The organism is Aliigemmobacter aestuarii (assembly GCF_004799285.1).
Lineage (GTDB): Bacteria > Pseudomonadota > Alphaproteobacteria > Rhodobacterales > Rhodobacteraceae > Aliigemmobacter > Aliigemmobacter aestuarii.
Window position 1 is genome coordinate 83819 of sequence record NZ_SSND01000005.1, and the last position, 18443, is coordinate 102261.

An 18443-nucleotide genomic window follows, 5' to 3' on the forward strand; every position below is an offset into this window, starting at 1 on the left:
CAGGTGCCCGGCGGTCCTGCCCGTCGTCAGACCGTGTGCAGGTAAAGATCGAAATCCACGTCGCTGACCGTCCGCATGACACGCGCGTATTCCGCCGCCTTGATTGCGGTGAAGGTGCGGTGCATGTCCTCGCCAAGCGCGTCCTTCAGGAATGCAGACCCCTGCGCCGCCTCGATGGCCGACCGCCAGTCGGCGGGGATCGGGGGCGCGTCGGTCGCCTCGTATCCGTTGCCGGTGGTTTCGGGGCCGGGGTCGATCCGGTTCTTCAGGCCGTGGCGGATGCCGGCCAGAACCGTCGCCGCCACCAGATAGGGGTTTGCATCCACGCCCGCGGGACGGTGTTCGATCCGCCGCGCGCGGATGTCGCCCGCCGGGATGCGCAGCGCGACCGACCGGTTGTTCACCCCCCAGGTGGGGCTGACCGGCGCGTAGGACTGGCTGGCAAAGCGCCGCCAGGAATTCGCATGCGGGGCAAAGACCAGCATCGATTCGCCCATCGTCGCGCGCAGCCCGCCAAGGGCGTGCAGGATCGTCTGGGTCCACTTGCCCTCTTCCGCCTCGGCAAAGACGTTGCGGCCCTTGTCATCCTGAAGCGAGACATGGAAATGCATGCCCGAACCGGCGTAATCCTCGTTCGGCTTGGCCATGAAACAGGCCGTCACGCCGTGGGCGCGGGCCTGCGCACGCACGATCCGCTTGAGCCGCATCAGGTCGTCTGCGGCCTGCAACACGTCCTCGCGATAGTGCAGCGTCAGTTCGTACTGGCCCGGGGCGTATTCCGAAATCATCGTTTCCGCCGTGATCCCGGCCTTCCCGGCAGCGGCGTAGATGTCCGAGAACAGCGGCAGCATGCCGTGCAGGTGATCGACCGAATAGACCTCGGTCTTGGTCGAGGGGCGGCCATCCAGCACATCCGCAGCGGGCACCATCTTGCCCCGCGCGTCACGGTCATTGGCCAACAGGAAGAATTCCAGTTCGAACGCGCCGGCGGGGTGCAGCCCCTCGTCGGCCATCGCCTGCACCTGACGGGCCAGCGCGTGGCGCGGGTCCGATGTCATCGGACGCCCGTCGAGTTCGTAAAGCGACATGAACACCTCGCCGCGCGGGGGCGTTGTGTTGTGAAGCGGCTTCAACGTGCCGGGGATGGGCCAGGCGCGCAGGTCGCCGTCGCCCTGATCCCAGATCAGGCCGGTTTCGTGGACATCCTCGCCGCAGATATCCAGGCCCAGGATCGAGATCGGCAGATGCCGCCCGCCTTTGTAGAAAGACAGCAGTTCATGCCGGCGGATGATCTTGCCCCGGCCGATCCCGTTGGAATCGTGCAGGATGATGTCAAAGGCCTCGATTTCCGGGTGCGCGGCAAGAAAGGCCTCGGCCTCGGCGAGGGTGGAGCCCGAGGGGCTGTGCATGTCGGTCATTTGTCGTCTGCGAAAAGGAATGAGAGGATTTCGTCGAAGGCGGCGATCAGCCCGTCGATCTGGCGTTTCCTGGTGGCTGGGCTGACCAGCATCATGTTGTGGAAGGGCGCGATCAGGCAGCCGCGGTTCAGAAGGGCGGTGTGAATCGCGGCCTCGACCTCGGGCGCATGGGCGGCGGCGGCCTCGGTCCCGTTCTTCAGGGGACCGGGGGCGCAGATGAATTCCACCCGCGCGCCCACCCGCACCACATGCCAGGGCGCACCGTGCCGTTCGATGGCCGCGTGCAGCCCGTCCGAAAGCCGTTCCGCCCCCTTTTCCATGTGGTCGTAGTTTTCCTTGGTCATCACCTCGGACAGGGTCGCCTCAAGGCAGGCGAACTGCATCGGATTGGCCGAAAGCGTGGTGCCCATGCCGGAGTGGCCCGGCGCGCGCGTTTCGTTGTAGCGGGCATAGGCCGCAGCCACATCGGGCGTCATGCCCCAGACGGCGGTCGGCATCCCGCCGGCCACGCATTTGCCGACAACGAAGATGTCGGGCGACAGCGAATGAACCCGGCTATAGCCGCCAAGCCCGGACGAGATGGTGTGCGTCTCGTCGATGATCAGCAGCGCGCCGTGGCGGCGGGAAAGCTGGCGCAGCGCATCATGGAACCCGGCTTGCGGCAGCACCATGCAGGAATTGGTCATCACCGGTTCGGTCAGGATCGCGGCGATCTCGCCGGTTTCCAGCGCGGCGCGCACGGCCTCCACATCGTTGAACTCGACCGAGACGGCGGTCTTCGTCAGGTCCGCGACCTGCCCGACCAACCCCGCGCGCGGCGCGGTCCGGCCGTTGGTCAGTTCCACCATCGTGTCATCGACGGTGCCGTGATAGCAGCCGTTGAACACCAGCAACTTGGGCTTGCCGGTGACGGCGCGCGCCACGCGCAGGGCAAATCGGTTGGCATCGGTGGCGGTGGTCGCGATCTGCCAGCGGAAATCGCCGAAGCGTTCGCACAAAAGTGCGCCTGCGCGCAGGGCCGCGGTGGTGGGCAGCATATAGGTCAAGCCGCGGCGGGCCTGTCGGCGGATGGCCTGCGCCACGGGTTTCGGCGAATGGCCGAACATCGATCCGGTGTCGCCCAGACAGAAATCGTCGATCCCGTAGCCGTCCAGATCGGTCAGCCGCGCGCCCTTCGCCTTCGTCACCAGAAGCGGGAAGGGCATGGGCCAGTCCTTCATCCAGTGCATCGGCACCCCGTCGAGCCAGGCATCCGCCCCGGCTTCAAGCGCGGCGCGGGTCTTGGGCCGGGTCGCGGCAAAGCGTTTCGCCTCGCGTTTGGCAAGGGCCTTGATCCTGTCGCGGCGGACGCCGGCGATCATGTCACCGGAAGCGACGGAGGGCTGGGGGGCATCGGTAGAGACGGATTTGCGGGCCATGGGATCACCTTCGGGCAGGTGTTCCGCTTATGCGTCCAGATTTGATCAAATTCAAGCGCCATCGTCAGGCAGGCGGCAAGGGCCTGCCGCGCGCAGCGTCGCAGGGTGCCGCCATCAGGGAAAGCCGTCAGGCAAAGCGGTCAGGGAACGCGAACCTCGATCATCCTCGGGCCGGTCCCGGGTGCGGCCAGCGCCGCGCGGATCGCGGCCGGATCGGGTGGGACGCTTTGGAACGGCAGATCGCAGGCGGCGGCGAAGGGTTCCATCCTCAGCGGCGAGGGCGTGCAGCCGACCACCGCGGCCCCGGCCCCGGCCATCGCCTCGGCGATCTCGCGGAAGCCCGCGTTGTTCCAGACAAGGAAGGTCAGGGGCAGGTCCTCGTCCACGGCGGTGCGCAATTCGCCGGGGCTGAACTGCAACCCGCCATCGCCGATCAGGCAGACCACCGGCGCACCACCCGCCGCGATCGCGGCGCCCACGGCGGCGCCGGGGCCGAAGCCAAGCGCGCCGTATCCGGTCGCCGCGTTGAACCATCCGCCGGGCCGGTCGTGATCGTAGTAAAGGTTCGCGGCATAGACAGGCTGGGTGCTGTCGCCCACGATGATGGCGCCGGGCATCGCCTCGCGGATCGCCTCGACGGCGGCCAACTGCCCGGGCATCGCCGGGGAAAGCCCCGCCAGTTCGGCGCGCGCGGCCAGACGGGCGGCCGCGGCGCGGGTCGCGCCATCGCCGCGGCGGGGGGGCAGGGCCTCGCACAGGGCGGTCATCGCGGCCCCGGCCTCGGCACGGATGCGCAGCGCGGCCGGGTGGCGCGCCAGTTGTTCGGGGCAAAGGTCGATCCGGATCATGCCGGAAAGGTCGGGCAGGCCGCCGCGCACATACATGTCATAGTCGGTCGGGCCCAGTTCCGTGCCGATGGCCAGAACCTGATCCGACGCGGCGATCACCGCGCGCACGGCATCCAGCGAGGGCGATCCCGGCACGGTCAACGGATGGCCGTGCATCGCACCGCGCGCGTTCACCGTCTGGATCACGGGGGCGTCGAGCGCCTCGGCCAGCCGTCGCAGGGCGGCGGCCGCATGCCGCGTTCCGCCTCCGGCAAGGATCACGGGGTGCTGCGCCCGGCTCAGTCGCGCGGCGGCATCGGCCAGCGCATCCGGGTCGGGCCACAGGGGGGCCACGGCCACGGGCGCGGGCAGCGGCGGGCAGGGGGCCGACATCACATCGGTCGGCACTTCCAGATGCACCGGGCCGGGGCGGCCCGATCCCAGCAGGGCAAAGGCCCGGTCCAGCGCCGGGGCCAGGGCCTCGGCCCCGGTGACCTGGATCGTCGGGCACAGCGGTTTCACCATCCCCTGCTGATCGGGCAGTTCATGCAGCCAGCCCATCCCCTGACCCAGCGTCGCGCGGCGGTTCACGCCCGAGATCACCAGCATCGGCACGCTGTCGGCCCGGGCCTGCGCCATCGCGGTCAGCGCGTTGGTCAGGCCGGGGCCGGTGATCACCAGCGCGACGCCGGGCTTGCCGGACACGCGGGCATAGCCATCGGCCATGAAAGCCGCACCCTGTTCGTGCCGCGCCGTCACATGCCGGATGCCCGATCCGGGCAGGCCGCGGTAAAGTTCCACCGTATGCACGCCGGGGATGCCGAACACCACCTCGACCCCGCGCGCGGCCAGCCCGGCGGCCAGTTCCTCGCCCACCGATCTCATGCGGCGTCTCCCTTCCGGTTCAGGTCCAGGGCAAAGGCGGCGATGCGGCGGCAGGCTTCGGTCGTCGCCTCGTCGGGCTGGGTCAGCGCGAGCCGCAGCCAGCCGCCAAGGGCCTGGCCGAAACTTTCGCCCGGCATCACCGCCACGCCGCATTCCTCAAGCAGGCGGCCTGCGAATTCCTGCCCGGAAAGCCCGGTGGCGCGCACGTCCACAAGGGCGAACATCCCGGCATCGGGCCGATGGACGGCAAGCCCCGCCGTGCCGTGCAGCCTGTGGCGGATGATGTCGGCGCGGCGGGCAAAGCGTTCGGCCATGCCGGGCGCCACGGGCGAGGGGCGGCTGATTGCGCGCGCCGTCATGTCAGCGATGAACGGCTGGTTGCCGAACAGCATGGTTTCCGAAAGCGGCAGCAGGCGTTCGCAGAATTCGGCCGATCCCACGCACCAGCCCGACCGGAAGCCGGGCGCAGCATGGGATTTCGAGATCGAGGCCGTGGCGATGGTGCGGTCTGCCAGTTCCGGGAAATCCAGCGGCGAGACGAATTCGGCACCGGCAAAGACCAGATCCTCATAAACCTCGTCGGACACGATCCACAGGTCATGGCGGATCGCCAGATCGCCGATGTCGGCGATGTCCTGCCGGGTCAGCACGGCGCCCGTCGGATTGTGCGGGGTGTTGAGAAAGATCACCCGCGACCGGGGCGTGATCCGCGCCGCCAGATCGGCGGCCTGCATCCGGAAACCCTTTTCCGGGCGCAGCGGCACCGGCACCACCCTGGCGCCGCAGGATTCGATCACCCCTTCATAGGACGCATACAGCGGGTCGCCCACCAGCACCTCGTCGCCGTCCTCGGCAATCGCGCGGAAGACGGCGTAAAGCGTGGTCTGGGTGCCGGGAAAGCACATGATGTTCTCGGCCGTGACCGGGCGGCCGCGCCGCGCGCTGTAACGGGCGGCCAGCGCCTCGACCAGCGCCGGTTCCCCCCGACCGTTGGAATAGCCCGTCCGCCCGGCGGCCATCGCGCGGGCGGCATCCTCGATCATCTCGGGCGGGCAGGGGACATCGGGTTCACCGATCGTCAGTTCGATGATCTCGCGCCCTTCGGCGGCCAGTTCGCGGGCGCGGATGTGCACGCGCCACTTGGCGCTGCCCAGGCCCGAAAGGCGATCGGTGACAGAGGCGTATTTCATGGCGTTTCGCTTTCGGCGGCAGGATCGGGAATATGGGGCATCAGATCGACCCCGAGGATGGCGCCCACGGCGGCGACGCCGATCCGGGCAAGTTCATCGTCGGGGAAGGATTCGGGCAGGGCGCAGCCTTCCAGCCACAGCCCGTCGATCACCCCGTTGCAGGCGATGGCGAGCCTGCGCAGGTCGCCTTCGTCGCGCGATCCGGGAAGATCGGCGATCAGGCCCTGCAGCTGGTCGCGATAGTTCAGATAGGTCGCCTCGTGGACCTCGCGGATGGCGGGGTCGCGGCGCACCATCTGGATGAAGGCAGCCCAACGACCCAACCTGCCCGCATGCACGACCGGCGGGCGCAGCGAAGCGGCGACGAAGGCGGCAAGGCGCGCGGCGGGGTCGGCACCGGCGTTGCGGATCACGTCGAGGTTTTCGGCCGTCATCCTGTCCATCAGCCCGCGATAGGCGGCGCGGGTCAGATCCTCCTTGCCGGTGAAGTAGTGCCGAATCAGGCCGGGGGTCACGCCCGCACGGGCGGCGATCGCGCGCACGGTGGCCGCCATGACCCCGCCTTCGGCCACAAGATCAAGCGTTGCGGAAATCAGCGCCTCGCGCCGCCGCTCTTCGCCTTCGCGTGTGAATTTGCGCCGTTCGCCGGTCATGCCGCACCTAATTATACACTTGCATAATTACCTTTCCCGCGTCTTACTGCAATCAGGAATCCGACGGAGTCCCGATGCGCGACGATACCGCCAGCCGTTCCCCAAGCCCCGAGGCCATCCGCATCGAAGGGCTTCACAAGTCCTTCGGCCCGCTTGAGGTTCTGAAGGGCGTCGATCTGGTTGCCCATGAGGGCGACGTGGTGGCGATCATCGGCGGATCGGGGTCGGGGAAGTCAACGATGCTGCGCTGCATCAACTTTCTGGAAACGCCGTCGTCGGGACGGATCGTGATCGGCGGCGAAGAGGTGCGGATGCGGCCCGACGGAAGTCCCGCCGATCGCAGGCAGATCGAACGGCTGCGGCAGTCGCTGGGAATGGTGTTCCAGCAGTTCAACCTGTGGACCCACAAGACCATCCTCGAAAACCTGATCGAAGTGCCCGTGTATGTGCTGGGCACCCCGAAGGATCAGGCCGTGGCGCGGGCCGAACGGCTTCTGGCGCGGGTGGGGCTGGCGGAAAAGGCGGGCGCCTATCCCGCGTTCCTGTCCGGGGGCCAGCAGCAGCGCGCGGCCATCGCGCGGGCTTTGTGCATGGAACCCCGCGCGATGCTGTTCGACGAACCCACAAGCGCGCTTGACCCCGAACTGGTGGGCGAGGTCCTGGGCGTGATCCGCGATCTGGCCGCCGAGGGCCGGACGATGATCCTTGTCACGCACGAGATGAAATTCGCGCGCGAGGTTTCCAGCCATGTGATCTATCTTCACAATGGCCGCATCGAAGAGGAAGGCCCGCCTGACCGGGTCTTCGGCGATCCGAAGTCGGACCGCCTGAAACAGTTTCTCAAGACCGTGGCTTGACCCGGCGAACCAACAAGGCACCAACAGAAGAGGGTAAAAAATGAAAAAACTTGCTGCACTTACGCTGACCGCGACGCTGATGCTCGGCGGGGCCGCGATGGCCCAGACCGTCAAGGTCGGCATCGCCGCCGAACCCTATCCGCCCTTCGCCTCGCCCGATGCCTCGGGCAACTGGGTGGGCTGGGAAGTCGATCTGATCGGCGCGGTCTGCGCCGCCGCCGAAATGGAATGCGAAATCGTCCCGGTGGCCTGGGATGGCATCATCCCCTCGCTGACGGCGGGCCAGATCGACGCGATCATGGCCTCGATGTCGATCACGGCGGAACGGATGCAGACGATCGACTTCTCTGACAAGTATTACAACACGCCGACCGTGATCGTCGGCGCCAAGGGTGTCGAGATGACGCCGGACGCTGCGGGCCTTGCGGGCAAGATCCTGGGCGTGCAGGTTTCGACCGTGCACGAAGCCTATGCACAGAAGCACTTCGCCGGCTCTGTGGCCGAGATCAAGGTCTATCAGACCCAGGACGAGGCGAACCAGGATCTGGTCGCGGGCCGGATCGACGCGACCCAGGCCGACAGCATCGCGCTGGACGACTTCCTCAAGACCGAAGCCGGCATGGCCTGCTGCGAATCGAAGGGCGCCGTCACTGATGATCCCGAGGTTCTGGGGCTTGGCGTCGGCGTTGGCCTGCGCAAGGGCGAGGACGAGCTGAAGGCGAAGTTCAACGCGGGCATCGCCAAGGTTCTGGAAGACGGCACCTACGACAAGATCTCGGCCCCCTATTTCGCCTCGTCGATCTACGGCGGCTGAGGCCTGAGCGGTGATGGAGCTGATCGGGGCCGCGGGCGCGGCCTCAACGCTCGACCTTCTGGCATATTCGCCCCCCGGCTGGGGGGCGAACCTGCTCAGGGGGCTCTGGAATTCGATCCTGATCGCGGGTGGCGCCTTCGGCCTTGGCCTGCTGATCGGGATTTTCGGCGCCTATGGCAAGCTTTACGGCGGCCCGGTGCTGCGCGACCTGCTGGCGGTCTATACCACCGTCGTGCGGGCGGTGCCGGAACTCGTGCTGATCCTCATTCTCTACTACGCCGTCACCGATGCGGTGAACCAGGCGCTGATCGCCTTTGGCCATGAACGTATCCAGATCTCGGGCCTGGCCGCCGGGATTGTCGTCTTGGGCTTCGTACAGGGCGCCTATGCGACCGAGGTGCTGCGCGGCGCGATCCTTGCGGTGCCCCCAGGCCAGATCGAGGCGGCGCGCGCGATGGGGATGCCCGCCACGCTTCTGGCCCGGCGGATCACCCTGCCGCTGATGCTGTCCTATGCCATTCCCGGCCTTGCGAACCTGTGGCTGGTGGCGACAAAGGACACCGCGCTGCTGGCCGTGGTGGGCTTTGGCGAACTGACCCAGGAAACCCGGCAGGCGGCCGGCGCGACCAAGGCCTATTTCACCTTCTTCATGGCGGCGGGGGCGCTTTATCTGACGCTCTCGCTTGTCTCGACCTATCTTTTTGCCCGGCTTGAACGCCATGCGCGGCGTGGGCAGCCGTCGGTCGGGGGGGCGCGATGAAGGCGCTTTTGCAACCGCACCGGATCGTGATGCTGGCCATCGCCGCGGCGATCGTGCTGTGGTGCGTCTTCACCCTGCGGTGGGACTGGTTGCCGAAATACCTGCCGCTTGCGGTCGAAGGCATCTGGCGCACGGTCTGGATCCTTGCGGTGACGGTGGTGATGGGCATGGCGCTGGCCATTCCGCTTGGCCTCGCGCAGGCGGTGGGGCCCTGGTATCTGGCCGCGCCCGCGCGGGTCTTCTGCACGGTAATCCGCGGCACGCCGCTGCTGTTGCAGCTTTGGCTGCTTTACTATGGGCTTGGGTCGCTGTTCCCGCAGATCCCCTGGATCCGGCAATCCGACCTCTGGCCGATCCTCAGGCAGGCCTGGCCCTATGCGGTGCTGGCGCTGACCCTGTCCTTTGCCGGCTACGAGGGCGAGGTGATGCGCGGCGCGTTCAAGGGCGTGCCGAAGGGCCAGCTTGAAGCCGCAAAGGCGATGGGGATGCCGCGCTGGAAGATCCTCACCCGGATCTGGCTGCCGCAGGCCGTCCACCGCGCACTGCCCACGCTCGGGGGCGAAACGGTGCTGCAACTGAAGGCCACGCCTCTGGTGGCGACGATCACGGTGGTCGATATCTATGCCGTGTCCAGCCGGGTGCGTCAGGACACCTACATCGTCTATGAACCGCTGCTGCTTCTGGCGGTGGTCTACATGGTGATCACGGGCATCATCGTTCTGGCCTTCAGGGCGCTTGAACGCCGTGTGCCTTCGCGCATCGCCTGACCTGCGGATCGGGCGCGCGGATCAGTCCTGCGCCACGTCCTTGTGGATGATGACATCGCATTGCGGATAGGCCAGAAGGATCGTGCGTTTCAGGCCCGCGCCGATCTCGTGCGCCTCGCGCAGCGACAGTGCGCCGTCGAGTTCGATGTGCAGGTGGACGAAGACCCGGCTTCCGGCCTTCCGCGTCTTGAGGTCGTGAAACCCTTTCACGCCCGGCCATTCACGGGCCAGCGTGGCGATCCCCTCGATCACCTCCGGGTCGGCGGCGCGGTCCATCAGCGCATCCCACGCCCCCTTGAAGATCGACAGCGCGCCAAAGGCCATGATGGCCGCCGCGACCAGCGCCACCACGCTGTCGATCTGCGCCATGCCGAACTGCGCCGAGGCCCAGAGCGACAGGATCGCGCCCATGTTGGGCAGAAGGTCGCCCAGGTAATGCAGCCGGTCGGCCTTGACCACGGGGTTGCGGGTGCGCCGGGCGACGCGGCCCTGCCACCAGACAAGGCCAAGCGTCAGCACGATCGACACGCCCATGACCGCGATACCCGTGGTTTCCTCGGTCAGTTTCGCGGGCTGCGAAGTCAGCAGGCGCCGGACCGCCGCCCAGGCGATCACACCCGCCGACACCAGGATGAAGATCGACTGGCCAAGCGCGGCCAGATCCTCGGCCGAGGAATGGCCGAATGCGTGGTCCTCGTCAGCGGGTTTCGCGGCATAAAGGATCGCGGCCATCGCCGCGACCGAAACCATCAGGTCAAGCGCGCTGTCGGTCAGCGAGGCGGCGACCGAAAGCGAGCCGGTTTCGGAAAGCGCCCAGAGTTTTAGCCCGACCAGCGTCAGCGCGACGGCAACCGATGCCACCCCGGCGGACAGGTTCAGACGTGTGGCGCTTGTGGTCATGGAACCGGCCCCGCGAAATCAGGCCCCCCGACTATCGCAGGCGCCGCGCGCCCGGCAACATCTATTCGATGATTTCGCCGGGGTCGGTGCCCCACAAGGCCGTCTTGCGGACCCAGCCGCGCCCGCCGTCGGTGTTCAGCCTGCACCAGTCCGGGTTGCATTCCAGGATGCGGCCGATCACGCCGCGTTCCGCCTGCAGCACGATCTGCCCGCGATCGTCGGGAGCGGACCGGAATTCTGCCAGGTCCTGCATCACGATGGCGCTGCGCACGCCCGACAGAAGCGAGTAATGCACCCAGCCGCCCGCGCCCTCGATATCCTCGACGCGGCGCCAGTTCTCGAATTCCGCGGTGATGCGCAGGGGCATGCCCGCGCGGGTAAAGACCCAGTCGATCCGATGGGTCAGGCCGGGGCCGCGGCGGGCGTTGCCTTCGGTTCCCTTCAGGCTGACGTAGCGCGGCAGGGGCAGGTTCGTGACCGCCCCCCGGTTCGGGTCGCGTTCGGGCTTTGCCGTGGCCTTCGATGCAGCAGTGGCCGGAGGCGCCGCGACTGAAGGCGCCGCGCCCTCGGCCGCGGGAGCCGCCGCCGGGGCATCGGCCGAGGCCGCGACCGTCTGCGCCGCCGCTGCACCGATGACAAGCCACAGGGCGGCAAGGCCCGCGCCAATCATCGCCGATGCGCCGAAAATCCGCCGTCCGCCCCGATCCCTGATCTGCATCTTGCCTGTCCCGCGGCCCCGTCCAGCCGGGGCATATTGTCTTTGTTGCTCTAGCCTTCGCGTCCGGGGTTGTGCCTTGTCCCGGTTGGGGGCACTTTGCCATTGTGGACCCGGATTTGGAAGTGCAGGGGGAAAGAACATGCCAGCTCAGCGTCTGAGTGTTGTCGTTACGCGACGCTTGCCCGAAGTGGTAGAGACCCGGATGAAAGAGCTGTTCGACGTGCAGTTGCGCGACCCAGACACCAAGATGACGCGCGAGGAACTGGCCGAGGCGATGCGCCGGGCCGATGTGCTTGTGCCCTGCGTCACCGACCAGATCGACGCCAGCCTTCTGGCGCAGGCGGGGGACAAGCTGAAGCTGATCGCGAACTACGGCGCGGGGATCGACCATATCGACGTCGCCAGTGCCCGCCAGCGCGGCATCCTTGTGTCGAACACCCCCGGTGTCGTGACCGAGGACACCGCCGACATGACGCTGGCGCTGATCCTTGCCGTGACCCGCCGCATCCCCGAGGGGCTGGCCGAGATGCAGTCCGGCAAGTGGCAGGGCTGGTCGCCGATGGCCCATCTGGGGGGGCGTGTCGGCGGGCGGCGTCTGGGGATTCTTGGCATGGGCCGTATCGGGCAGGCGGTGGCCAAGCGCGCGCGCGCCTTCGGCATGCAGATCCATTACCACAACCGCCGCCGCGTCCGTCCCGAGGTCGAGGCCGAGCTTGAGGCGACCTATTGGGAAAGCCTCGACCAGATGATCGCCCGGATGGACATCATCTCGATCAACTGCCCGCACACGCCTTCGACCTTCCACCTGATGAATGCGCGGCGCCTGAAGCTGATGAAACCGAGCGCCGTGATCGTGAACACCTCGCGCGGCGAGGTGATCGACGAAAACGCCCTGACGCGCGGGCTGCGCGCGGGCGAGATCGCCGGGGCGGGTCTGGACGTGTTCGAACACGGGCACGAGATCAACCCGCGCCTGCGCGAACTGCCCAATGTCGTGCTGCTGCCGCACATGGGATCGGCCACGATCGAGGGGCGGGTCGAGATGGGCGAGAAGGTGATCATCAACATCAAGACCTTCGCCGACGGCCACCGCCCGCCGGATCAGGTCGTGCCCGGCATGCTGTAACCGGCGGCCTGTGACGGGCCCTCCGTGACTGGCCTTCCGTGGCGGGCCTTCCGTGGCTGGCCTTCCGTGACGGGCAGGCACCGCCGGTTTTGTCATCAAACTGTTACAATACTTGTTGCGCGCTCCGGGTGGGCGCGCTTACGCTGCTTTGACCAAAAGAAAAAATAACCGTGAATGTATCTAGGGAGGAAAACATGAACGGAACCCGGCTTACGGCCTCTGCGCTGGCGCTGGCGACGGGGCTGACCGCGACGGCGGCAGCGGCCGACGGGCGGCTCAGCTTCTACTGTTCGGCGCAGGAGGAATGGTGCCAGATCATGGCCCGCAGTTTCGAGGAAGCGACCGGCATCAACGTCGACATGACGCGCAAGTCTTCGGGTGAAACCTTCGCGCAGATCCAGGCCGAGGCCAGCAATCCCAAGGGGGACATCTGGTGGGGCGGCACCGGCGATCCGCATCTTCAGGCCGCCGAAGAGGATCTGACCGAACCCTATGTCAGCCCGATGCGCGACCAGCTGCACGACTGGGCGATCAAGCAGGCGGAAAGCGCCGGCGACAAGACGATCGGCATCTATTCCGGCGCTCTGGGTTTCGGCTACAATTCCGACATGCTGGCCAAGGCGGGGCTGCCCGCGCCGGCCTGCTGGGAAGACCTGGCCAAGCCGGAATACAAGGGCATGGTGCAGATGGCCAACCCGAACTCGTCCGGTACGGCCTACACGACGCTGGCCACGATGGTGCAGATGATGGGCGAGGATGGCGGCTTCGACTTCATGAAGCGGCTTCACGGCAACATCAACCAGTACACCAAATCCGGCTCGGCCCCGATCAAGGCGGCAGGCCAGGGCGAGACGCTGATCGGCATCGTCTTCATGCACGATTCGGTGGCGCAGACCGTCGCGGGCTTTCCCGTCGTGACCGTCGCCCCCTGCGAGGGCACGGGATACGAGATCGGGTCGATGTCGATCATCAAGGGCGCGCGCAACATGGACAACGCCAAGAAGTTCTATGACTGGGCGCTGTCGGTCGAGGCACAGAACCTTGCCCTTCAGGTCAACGCCTTCCAGGTGATGTCGAACAAGGGGGCCGAGGTTTCCGACAAGGCGCCCGACCTGTCCGGCCTGAAGCTGATCGACTACGACTTCAAGAAGTACGGTTCGTCCGATGAACGCAAGCGCCTGCTGGCGAAGTGGGATACGGACGTCTCAACCCTGCCGCAGTAAGCGCAAGCCAGACCCTTGCGGATCGCAAGCACGGAAAAGACCACCCATCCGGTCCTGATCTTCTGGATCATCGCCGGATGGGTCGGTTATGCCCTTCTGCCCTGGTACGGGGTCGAAGAGTTCTGGACCTTCGACTGGCTGTCGGACGGCTGGCCGTCCGAGGCCGATTATGCGCCGGCCCTGGGACTTGTGCTTCAGGGCCTCAAGCCTTGGCTTCTGCCGATGCTGCCCGCGCTGGCGGCGCCGCTGCTGGTTGTCACACGGCGCAAGACCGATCCGCTTTATGCCCGCGTCCTGATCGCCTCGGGCGCCTTCGGCTTTGCCTGGCTGGTGGCGCAGGGGCTGGGAATCGGGTTGCGCGGCTTTACCGCTGATTGGCTGGCGGCGATCTTCGGACAGCTCGACGACCGGCAGTTCGGCATGGGCTATGGCGCGATGATCACCGCCTCGGCCTTCCTGTTCCTTCTGACCCAGGGGCTGGCCGCGCGCGGTTTGGTCAAGGGCGACGTCTTCGTCGCCTCGGCCATCGGGGGGGTGATCGCCGTTGTCACCATCTTTGTCTTCTTCCCGATCGCCAAGATGCTGATGGCGGGCTTCGTTTCGGATGAGGGCGGGCTTTCCGTCGGCCATTTCCTGAACCGGTTCTTCGATGCCCGGATCTGGGGGCTGGGGTGCCTGACCGGGGGCACGCGCTGTGGCGTGGCGTGGAATTCGCTGTTCCTGGCCGTTCTGGTGGGGATCATCACCACCGCGCTTGGCCTTGCCTTCGCGCTGGTGCTGACGCGATCAGGCTTCCGCTACAAGCGGGTCTTGCGGGCGATGACGGTGCTGCCGATCATCACGCCCCCCTTCGTGATCGGCCTTGCCATCATCCTGCTGTTCGGGCTTTCCGGCACCGTGACAACGACCGTCGCGGGGGTTCTGGGGATCGAGGCGACCCGCTGGGTCTATGGCCTGCCGGGCATCCTGATCGCGCAGGTCCTGGCCTTCACGCCGATTGCCTTTCTGGTGCTGATCGGCGTGGTCGAGGGCGTCAGCCCCAGCATGGAAGAGGCCGCCCAGACCCTGCGCGCCAGTCGCTGGCAGACGTTCCGCACGGTATCGCTGCCATTGATGCGCCCCGGTCTGGCCAACGCATTCCTTCTTGGATTCATCGAAAGCATGGCCGATTTCGGCAATCCGCTGGTTCTTGGCGGGAATTACGACGTGCTGTCGACCGAGATCTTCTTTGCCATCGTCGGTGCGCAATATGACCAGAGCCGCGCGGCGATCCTTGCCATCGTGCTTTTGTTCTTCACCCTCGCCGCGTTCTACCTGCAACGGTTCTGGCTGGGGCGCAAAAGCTATACCACAGTGACCGGCAAGGGCGATGCGGGGGTGCATCCGCCGATGCCGCGCGGGCTGGCCATTCCGGTCTATCTGATCGTGGGGGGCTGGACAGCTTTTACCGCCGTTGTCTACGGCATGATCCTTTACGGATCGGTGGTGGAGCTTTGGGGGGTGCGCAACAACCTGACCTTCAAGCACTATATCACCGCCTTCCGCGTCAGCTGGGGCGAAAACGGCATCCGCTGGACCGGGTCCGCCTGGGACAGTTTCTGGACCACGATCATGATCTCGACCATCGCGGCGCCCTTGACCGCGGCCGTGGGCCTGATCACCGCCTATCTGCTGACGCGGCAGGATTTCGCGGGCAAGCGCAGTTTCGAATTCGGCACGATGCTGTCCTTCGCCATTCCCGGCACGGTGATCGGCGTGGCCTATATCCTGGCCTTCAACGTGCCGCCGATCGAGATCACGGGCACCGGCCTGATCCTCGTGATCAGCTTCATCTTCCGCAACATGCCGGTGGGGGTCAGGGCGGGCATCGCCTCGATGAGCCAGCTCGACAAGTCGCTGGACGAAAGCAGCCTGACGCTTGGCGCGAATTCCTGGCAGACCTTCCGCCGGGTGATCCTGCCCTTGTTGCGGCCGGCGATCCTGGCGGCGCTGGTCTACAGCTTCGTCCGGGCGATGACGGCGATCTCGGCGGTGATCTTCCTCGTCTCGGCCCGCTACGACATGGCGACCAGCTACATCATCGGCCGGGTCGAGAACAACGACTACGGCCTTGCCATCGCCTACTCGACCGCGCTGATCTTCGTGATGCTGGCGGCGGTGGGCCTGCTGCAACTGTTGGTCGGGCGCACCCGGATCGGGCGGCGCACGGCCCATTCCACGACCACGGGACATTGACGACATGACGCGCATCAACGCCAAGGCCGCCTCGGTTCGGTTCGAGAATGTCACCAAGATCTATGGCCGCGACGTGGTGGCGGTGGACGACATCACCCTTACGGTGCGGGCGGGGTCGCTTGTCACGCTGCTTGGGCCATCGGGCTGTGGCAAGACCACGACCCTGCGGATGATCGCGGGGCTTGAAATGGCCAGCCGTGGCACGATCCTGATCGGCGACAAGGACGTGACGCAACTGCCCGCGACGGACCGCGACGTGTCGATGGTGTTCCAGTCCTATGCGCTTTTCCCGCATATGACGGTTCTGGAAAACGTCAGCTACGGCCTGAAGTTTTCCGGCTTCAACAAGGCGGAAACCCGTGATCGCGCGATGGCGGGGCTCGATCTGGTGGGGTTGAAGGATTACGGCGGCCGCCTGCCGTCGGAACTGTCGGGGGGGCAGCAGCAGCGCGTGGCGGTGGCGCGGGCGCTTGTGCTGGAGCCCCAGGTGCTTCTGTTCGACGAACCGCTGTCGAACCTTGACGCCAAGCTGCGCCGCAAGGTGCGCGAAGAGATCCGCGAGATCCAGCAGACGCTTGGCCTGACCGTGGTCTATGTGACCCACGACCAGGAAGAGGCGCTGGCCGTCAGCGACGAGATCGTGGTGATGCGCAACGCCGCCATCGCCCAGGTCGGCACGCCGCGCGACCTTTACGAGGCGCCCGCCGATGCCTTCGTCGCAGACTTCATCGGCGAGGCGAACCTGATCCCGGTCGAGATCGTGGACACCGACGGCGCGACCGCGACCATCGCGATGGGGGGGTATCGCCATGCCCTGCCGTCGCGCGGGCTGCCGAAGGGCCCCGCGTTGCTGGCGGTGCGCCCCTCGCGGCTGGTGCTGTCGGACAGGGGCGGGGCGGGCATGGCCGCCCGCATCGCCAAGGCGACCTATGTCGGCAACCGCATGGAATACACCGTGGAAACCGATGTCGGCAGTTTCTTTGCGGTGAACGAGGATGTCGTCCATCCGCTGAAGCCCGGTACGGATGTGGCCCTGGGTCTGGCGGAAAGCGGCCCGGTCCTGGTGCCGCGGGCCTAGTCGAAGGCGCGGTCGGCCATTTCCTGGATCGCGTCGAACACCGCCGCCCCGCCGCCGACGACGCGCCCGCCTTCGGCCAGCGCGGCGGTCACGTCCACCTGCTGCATCCGACCGCCCGCCTCATGCACCAGAAGATAGCCCGCCAGGAAATCCCACGCGTTCATATGCGCCTCGGCATAGCCCAGGATGCGCCCCGAGGCGACATAGGCCAGCGACAGCCCGCCCGATCCGTTGCGCCAGAACACCGTGCCCGCGTCACAGGCCAGCGAGACAAGCCGCTTGATCCCCTCGATCTCGCGGCGGCCGGAAAAGCCCACCCCCAGCGATCCGTCGCGCAGCGATGTCTTGGCGGTGCAGCGGATCGGCTGGTCGTTGCAAAACGCGCCGCCGCCCTTCATGGCATGATGCATCTCGTCGGCCATCGGGTCGTGGATCACGCCGATCACCACCTCTCCATCCTTGACGCAGGCCAGGATCACGCACCATTGCGGGATGCCGTTGATGAAGTTCGTCGTGCCGTCGATCGGGTCGATCACCCAGGTGTAGCCGCTGCTGCCCGCCGTGGGCGCGCCTTCCTCGCCAAGGATCGCATCGTCCGGGCAGGCTTCGGCCAGCATCCGCCGCACTGCAAGTTCCACCTCCTTGTCGGCCTCCGAGACGAAATCCTGATGCCCTTTCGCGTCCACGGCCAGCGTCTGCCAGTTGCGGAAATAGTCGCGCGCCAGGTTCCCCGCCTCGCGGGCGATCCGGCGGGCGATGGTATAGCGGGCGTCATGCGGCATGATGAAGATTCCGTTGCAAATGTAACAGCGGCAGCCTACGCCCGCCGTGCCGGGAATGGGAAGGGGCGATGATGGATCTTCAGGCGCATCGCGCGGTGATCTTCGATCTGGACGGCACGCTTGTGGAAAGCGAACCGGCCTGGGCCGCGGCCAAGGTCGCGGTTCTTGCGCGGCATGGCCATTCGGTCAGCGAAGACCTGCTGGATCGTTATGTGGGCCAGGGCCTTGCGGGGTTTCTGGCCGAGGTCTTCGGCCCCGGTCTTTCCCCCGATCTGCGTCACCGCCTTGGCGTTGAAATCGGGGTCGAGGCGGACAGGCTCTTGCCCCTTCATCGCGAGGTGATCCCCGGTGCGGCCCGGTTCCTGCGCGATGTCGCCGAGGCGGGGCTGCGCGTTGCGGTCTGTTCCTCGTCCCCGCGCCGCCATATCGACGCGGCGCTAGACCAGCTGGGCGTTGCCGATGCCGTCGAGCTGACGGTCTCGGCGGCCGAACTGCCGCGCGGCAAACCGCACCCCTTGCCCTACCTGGAAACCCTGACCCGGCTGGGGCTGGCACCCGAAGGCGCGGTCGCGGTCGAGGATGCCCCGGCAGGCTTCCAGTCGGCGCAGGGCGCGGGCCTTGCGGTGATCGGGATCGGTCCGCGGGCGTTGGTGCCTGCGGTGGCCGAAGGGCTTTCCCTGGCCGTGCCGGACTACCGGGCGCTGACGGCCCGTGTGCGGCTTCCGTCCCGGATCGGCTGTTGACGCCGCAACGCGGCTGGGGCTTCCTGTCGCACGAACCCCGAAGCCAGGA

17 protein-coding genes are annotated in these 18443 nt (G+C 66.8%); 9 read left to right on the plus strand and 8 right to left on the minus strand.

The annotated features are described in order from the left end of the window. Positions 1–26: 26 nt before the first annotated feature. The 5 genes from E7811_RS15945 to E7811_RS15965 form a co-directional block, all read right to left on the minus strand. Complete coding sequence (locus E7811_RS15945; protein ID WP_136395670.1) at positions 27–1418, minus strand: glutamine synthetase family protein; 1392 nt, start codon at positions 1416–1418, stop codon at positions 27–29. Then, positions 1415–2779, minus strand: coding sequence for an aspartate aminotransferase family protein (locus E7811_RS15950; RefSeq protein ID WP_136395850.1), 1365 nt, complete (start codon positions 2777–2779; stop codon positions 1415–1417). Before E7811_RS15950 ends, E7811_RS15945 begins: the two co-directional genes overlap by 4 nt. A 197-nt stretch (positions 2780–2976) precedes the next feature. Then, positions 2977–4548, minus strand: a complete 1572-nt coding sequence (locus E7811_RS15955) for a 5-guanidino-2-oxopentanoate decarboxylase (RefSeq protein ID WP_136395671.1) — start codon at positions 4546–4548, stop codon at positions 2977–2979. After that, a complete protein-coding gene (locus E7811_RS15960) occupies positions 4545–5738 on the minus strand; it encodes a pyridoxal phosphate-dependent aminotransferase (RefSeq protein ID WP_136395672.1) in 1194 nt (397 codons plus the stop codon). The genes E7811_RS15955 and E7811_RS15960 overlap by 4 nt, the downstream gene beginning before the upstream one ends. Further along, positions 5735–6391, minus strand: coding sequence for a TetR/AcrR family transcriptional regulator (locus E7811_RS15965; protein ID WP_136395673.1), 657 nt, complete (start codon positions 6389–6391; stop codon positions 5735–5737). The genes E7811_RS15960 and E7811_RS15965 overlap by 4 nt, the downstream gene beginning before the upstream one ends. A gap of 74 nt (positions 6392–6465) precedes the next feature. Here E7811_RS15965 and E7811_RS15970 point away from each other — a divergent pair, with 74 nt between their 5' ends. From E7811_RS15970 to E7811_RS15985, 4 genes are read left to right on the plus strand one after another with little or no spacing between them, the layout of a single operon-like run. Next, positions 6466–7248 carry an ABC transporter ATP-binding protein gene (locus E7811_RS15970; protein WP_136395674.1) on the plus strand — a complete coding sequence of 261 codons (783 nt, stop codon included), beginning with the start codon at positions 6466–6468 and terminating at the stop codon, positions 7246–7248. Positions 7249–7288: 40 nt separating this feature from the next. Continuing rightward, positions 7289–8062, plus strand: coding sequence for a transporter substrate-binding domain-containing protein (locus E7811_RS15975; RefSeq protein ID WP_136395675.1), 774 nt, complete (start codon positions 7289–7291; stop codon positions 8060–8062). Positions 8063–8075: 13 nt separating this feature from the next. Next, positions 8076–8822, plus strand: a complete 747-nt coding sequence (locus E7811_RS15980; protein WP_136395676.1) for an ABC transporter permease — start codon at positions 8076–8078, stop codon at positions 8820–8822. Beyond that, a complete protein-coding gene (locus tag E7811_RS15985; RefSeq protein ID WP_136395677.1) occupies positions 8819–9589 on the plus strand; it encodes an ABC transporter permease in 771 nt (256 codons plus the stop codon). Before E7811_RS15980 ends, E7811_RS15985 begins: the two co-directional genes overlap by 4 nt. Before the next feature lie 21 nt (positions 9590–9610). Here E7811_RS15985 and E7811_RS15990 read toward each other — a convergent pair whose 3' ends face one another. Then, entirely contained in the window at positions 9611–10489 is an 879-nt protein-coding gene (locus tag E7811_RS15990) for a cation diffusion facilitator family transporter (RefSeq protein WP_136395678.1), read from the minus strand. A 61-nt stretch (positions 10490–10550) separates the two neighbouring features. Next, complete coding sequence (locus tag E7811_RS15995) at positions 10551–11159, minus strand: SH3 domain-containing protein (protein WP_211092137.1); 609 nt, start codon at positions 11157–11159, stop codon at positions 10551–10553. A 187-nt stretch (positions 11160–11346) separates the two neighbouring features. Here E7811_RS15995 and E7811_RS16000 point away from each other — a divergent pair, with 187 nt between their 5' ends. From E7811_RS16000 to E7811_RS16015, 4 genes are all read left to right on the plus strand, one after another. Beyond that, complete coding sequence (locus E7811_RS16000; protein WP_136395679.1) at positions 11347–12333, plus strand: 2-hydroxyacid dehydrogenase; 987 nt, start codon at positions 11347–11349, stop codon at positions 12331–12333. A gap of 194 nt (positions 12334–12527) precedes the next feature. Continuing rightward, positions 12528–13556 carry an ABC transporter substrate-binding protein gene (locus E7811_RS16005; protein WP_136395680.1) on the plus strand — a complete coding sequence of 343 codons (1029 nt, stop codon included), beginning with the start codon at positions 12528–12530 and terminating at the stop codon, positions 13554–13556. A gap of 15 nt (positions 13557–13571) precedes the next feature. After that, on the plus strand, positions 13572–15791 hold the full coding sequence (locus E7811_RS16010) for an ABC transporter permease (protein ID WP_136395681.1): 2220 nt from the start codon (positions 13572–13574) through the stop codon (positions 15789–15791). Positions 15792–15795: 4 nt separating this feature from the next. Next, positions 15796–16869, plus strand: a complete 1074-nt coding sequence (locus E7811_RS16015; RefSeq protein ID WP_136395682.1) for an ABC transporter ATP-binding protein — start codon at positions 15796–15798, stop codon at positions 16867–16869. Here E7811_RS16015 and E7811_RS16020 read toward each other — a convergent pair. Beyond that, on the minus strand, positions 16866–17651 hold the full coding sequence (locus E7811_RS16020) for an inositol monophosphatase family protein (RefSeq protein WP_136395683.1): 786 nt from the start codon (positions 17649–17651) through the stop codon (positions 16866–16868). The genes E7811_RS16015 and E7811_RS16020 overlap by 4 nt on opposite strands. A gap of 68 nt (positions 17652–17719) precedes the next feature. Between E7811_RS16020 and E7811_RS16025 the strand changes: the two genes are divergently transcribed. Continuing rightward, positions 17720–18394 carry an HAD family hydrolase gene (locus tag E7811_RS16025; RefSeq protein ID WP_136395684.1) on the plus strand — a complete coding sequence of 225 codons (675 nt, stop codon included), beginning with the start codon at positions 17720–17722 and terminating at the stop codon, positions 18392–18394. Positions 18395–18443 lie beyond the last annotated feature (49 nt).

What these genes read in the sequence shown, in the direction of transcription:
- E7811_RS15945 (WP_136395670.1), bottom strand. Translation starts at nt 1,418, where the DNA reads ATGACCGACATGCACAGCCCCTCGGGCTCCACCCTCGCCGAGGCCGAG.
- E7811_RS15950 (WP_136395850.1), bottom strand. Translation starts at nt 2,779, where the DNA reads ATGATCGCCGGCGTCCGCCGCGACAGGATCAAGGCCCTTGCCAAACGC.
- E7811_RS15955 (WP_136395671.1), bottom strand. Translation starts at nt 4,548, where the DNA reads ATGAGATCGGTGGGCGAGGAACTGGCCGCCGGGCTGGCCGCGCGCGGG.
- E7811_RS15960 (WP_136395672.1), bottom strand. Translation starts at nt 5,738, where the DNA reads ATGAAATACGCCTCTGTCACCGATCGCCTTTCGGGCCTGGGCAGCGCC.
- E7811_RS15965 (WP_136395673.1), bottom strand. Translation starts at nt 6,391, where the DNA reads ATGACCGGCGAACGGCGCAAATTCACACGCGAAGGCGAAGAGCGGCGG.
- E7811_RS15970 (WP_136395674.1), top strand. Translation starts at nt 6,466, where the DNA reads ATGCGCGACGATACCGCCAGCCGTTCCCCAAGCCCCGAGGCCATCCGC.
- E7811_RS15975 (WP_136395675.1), top strand. Translation starts at nt 7,289, where the DNA reads ATGAAAAAACTTGCTGCACTTACGCTGACCGCGACGCTGATGCTCGGC.
- E7811_RS15980 (WP_136395676.1), top strand. Translation starts at nt 8,076, where the DNA reads ATGGAGCTGATCGGGGCCGCGGGCGCGGCCTCAACGCTCGACCTTCTG.
- E7811_RS15985 (WP_136395677.1), top strand. Translation starts at nt 8,819, where the DNA reads ATGAAGGCGCTTTTGCAACCGCACCGGATCGTGATGCTGGCCATCGCC.
- E7811_RS15990 (WP_136395678.1), bottom strand. Translation starts at nt 10,489, where the DNA reads ATGACCACAAGCGCCACACGTCTGAACCTGTCCGCCGGGGTGGCATCG.
- E7811_RS15995 (WP_211092137.1), bottom strand. Translation starts at nt 11,159, where the DNA reads ATGATTGGCGCGGGCCTTGCCGCCCTGTGGCTTGTCATCGGTGCAGCG.
- E7811_RS16000 (WP_136395679.1), top strand. Translation starts at nt 11,347, where the DNA reads ATGCCAGCTCAGCGTCTGAGTGTTGTCGTTACGCGACGCTTGCCCGAA.
- E7811_RS16005 (WP_136395680.1), top strand. Translation starts at nt 12,528, where the DNA reads ATGAACGGAACCCGGCTTACGGCCTCTGCGCTGGCGCTGGCGACGGGG.
- E7811_RS16015 (WP_136395682.1), top strand. Translation starts at nt 15,796, where the DNA reads ATGACGCGCATCAACGCCAAGGCCGCCTCGGTTCGGTTCGAGAATGTC.
- E7811_RS16020 (WP_136395683.1), bottom strand. Translation starts at nt 17,651, where the DNA reads ATGCCGCATGACGCCCGCTATACCATCGCCCGCCGGATCGCCCGCGAG.
- E7811_RS16025 (WP_136395684.1), top strand. Translation starts at nt 17,720, where the DNA reads ATGATGGATCTTCAGGCGCATCGCGCGGTGATCTTCGATCTGGACGGC.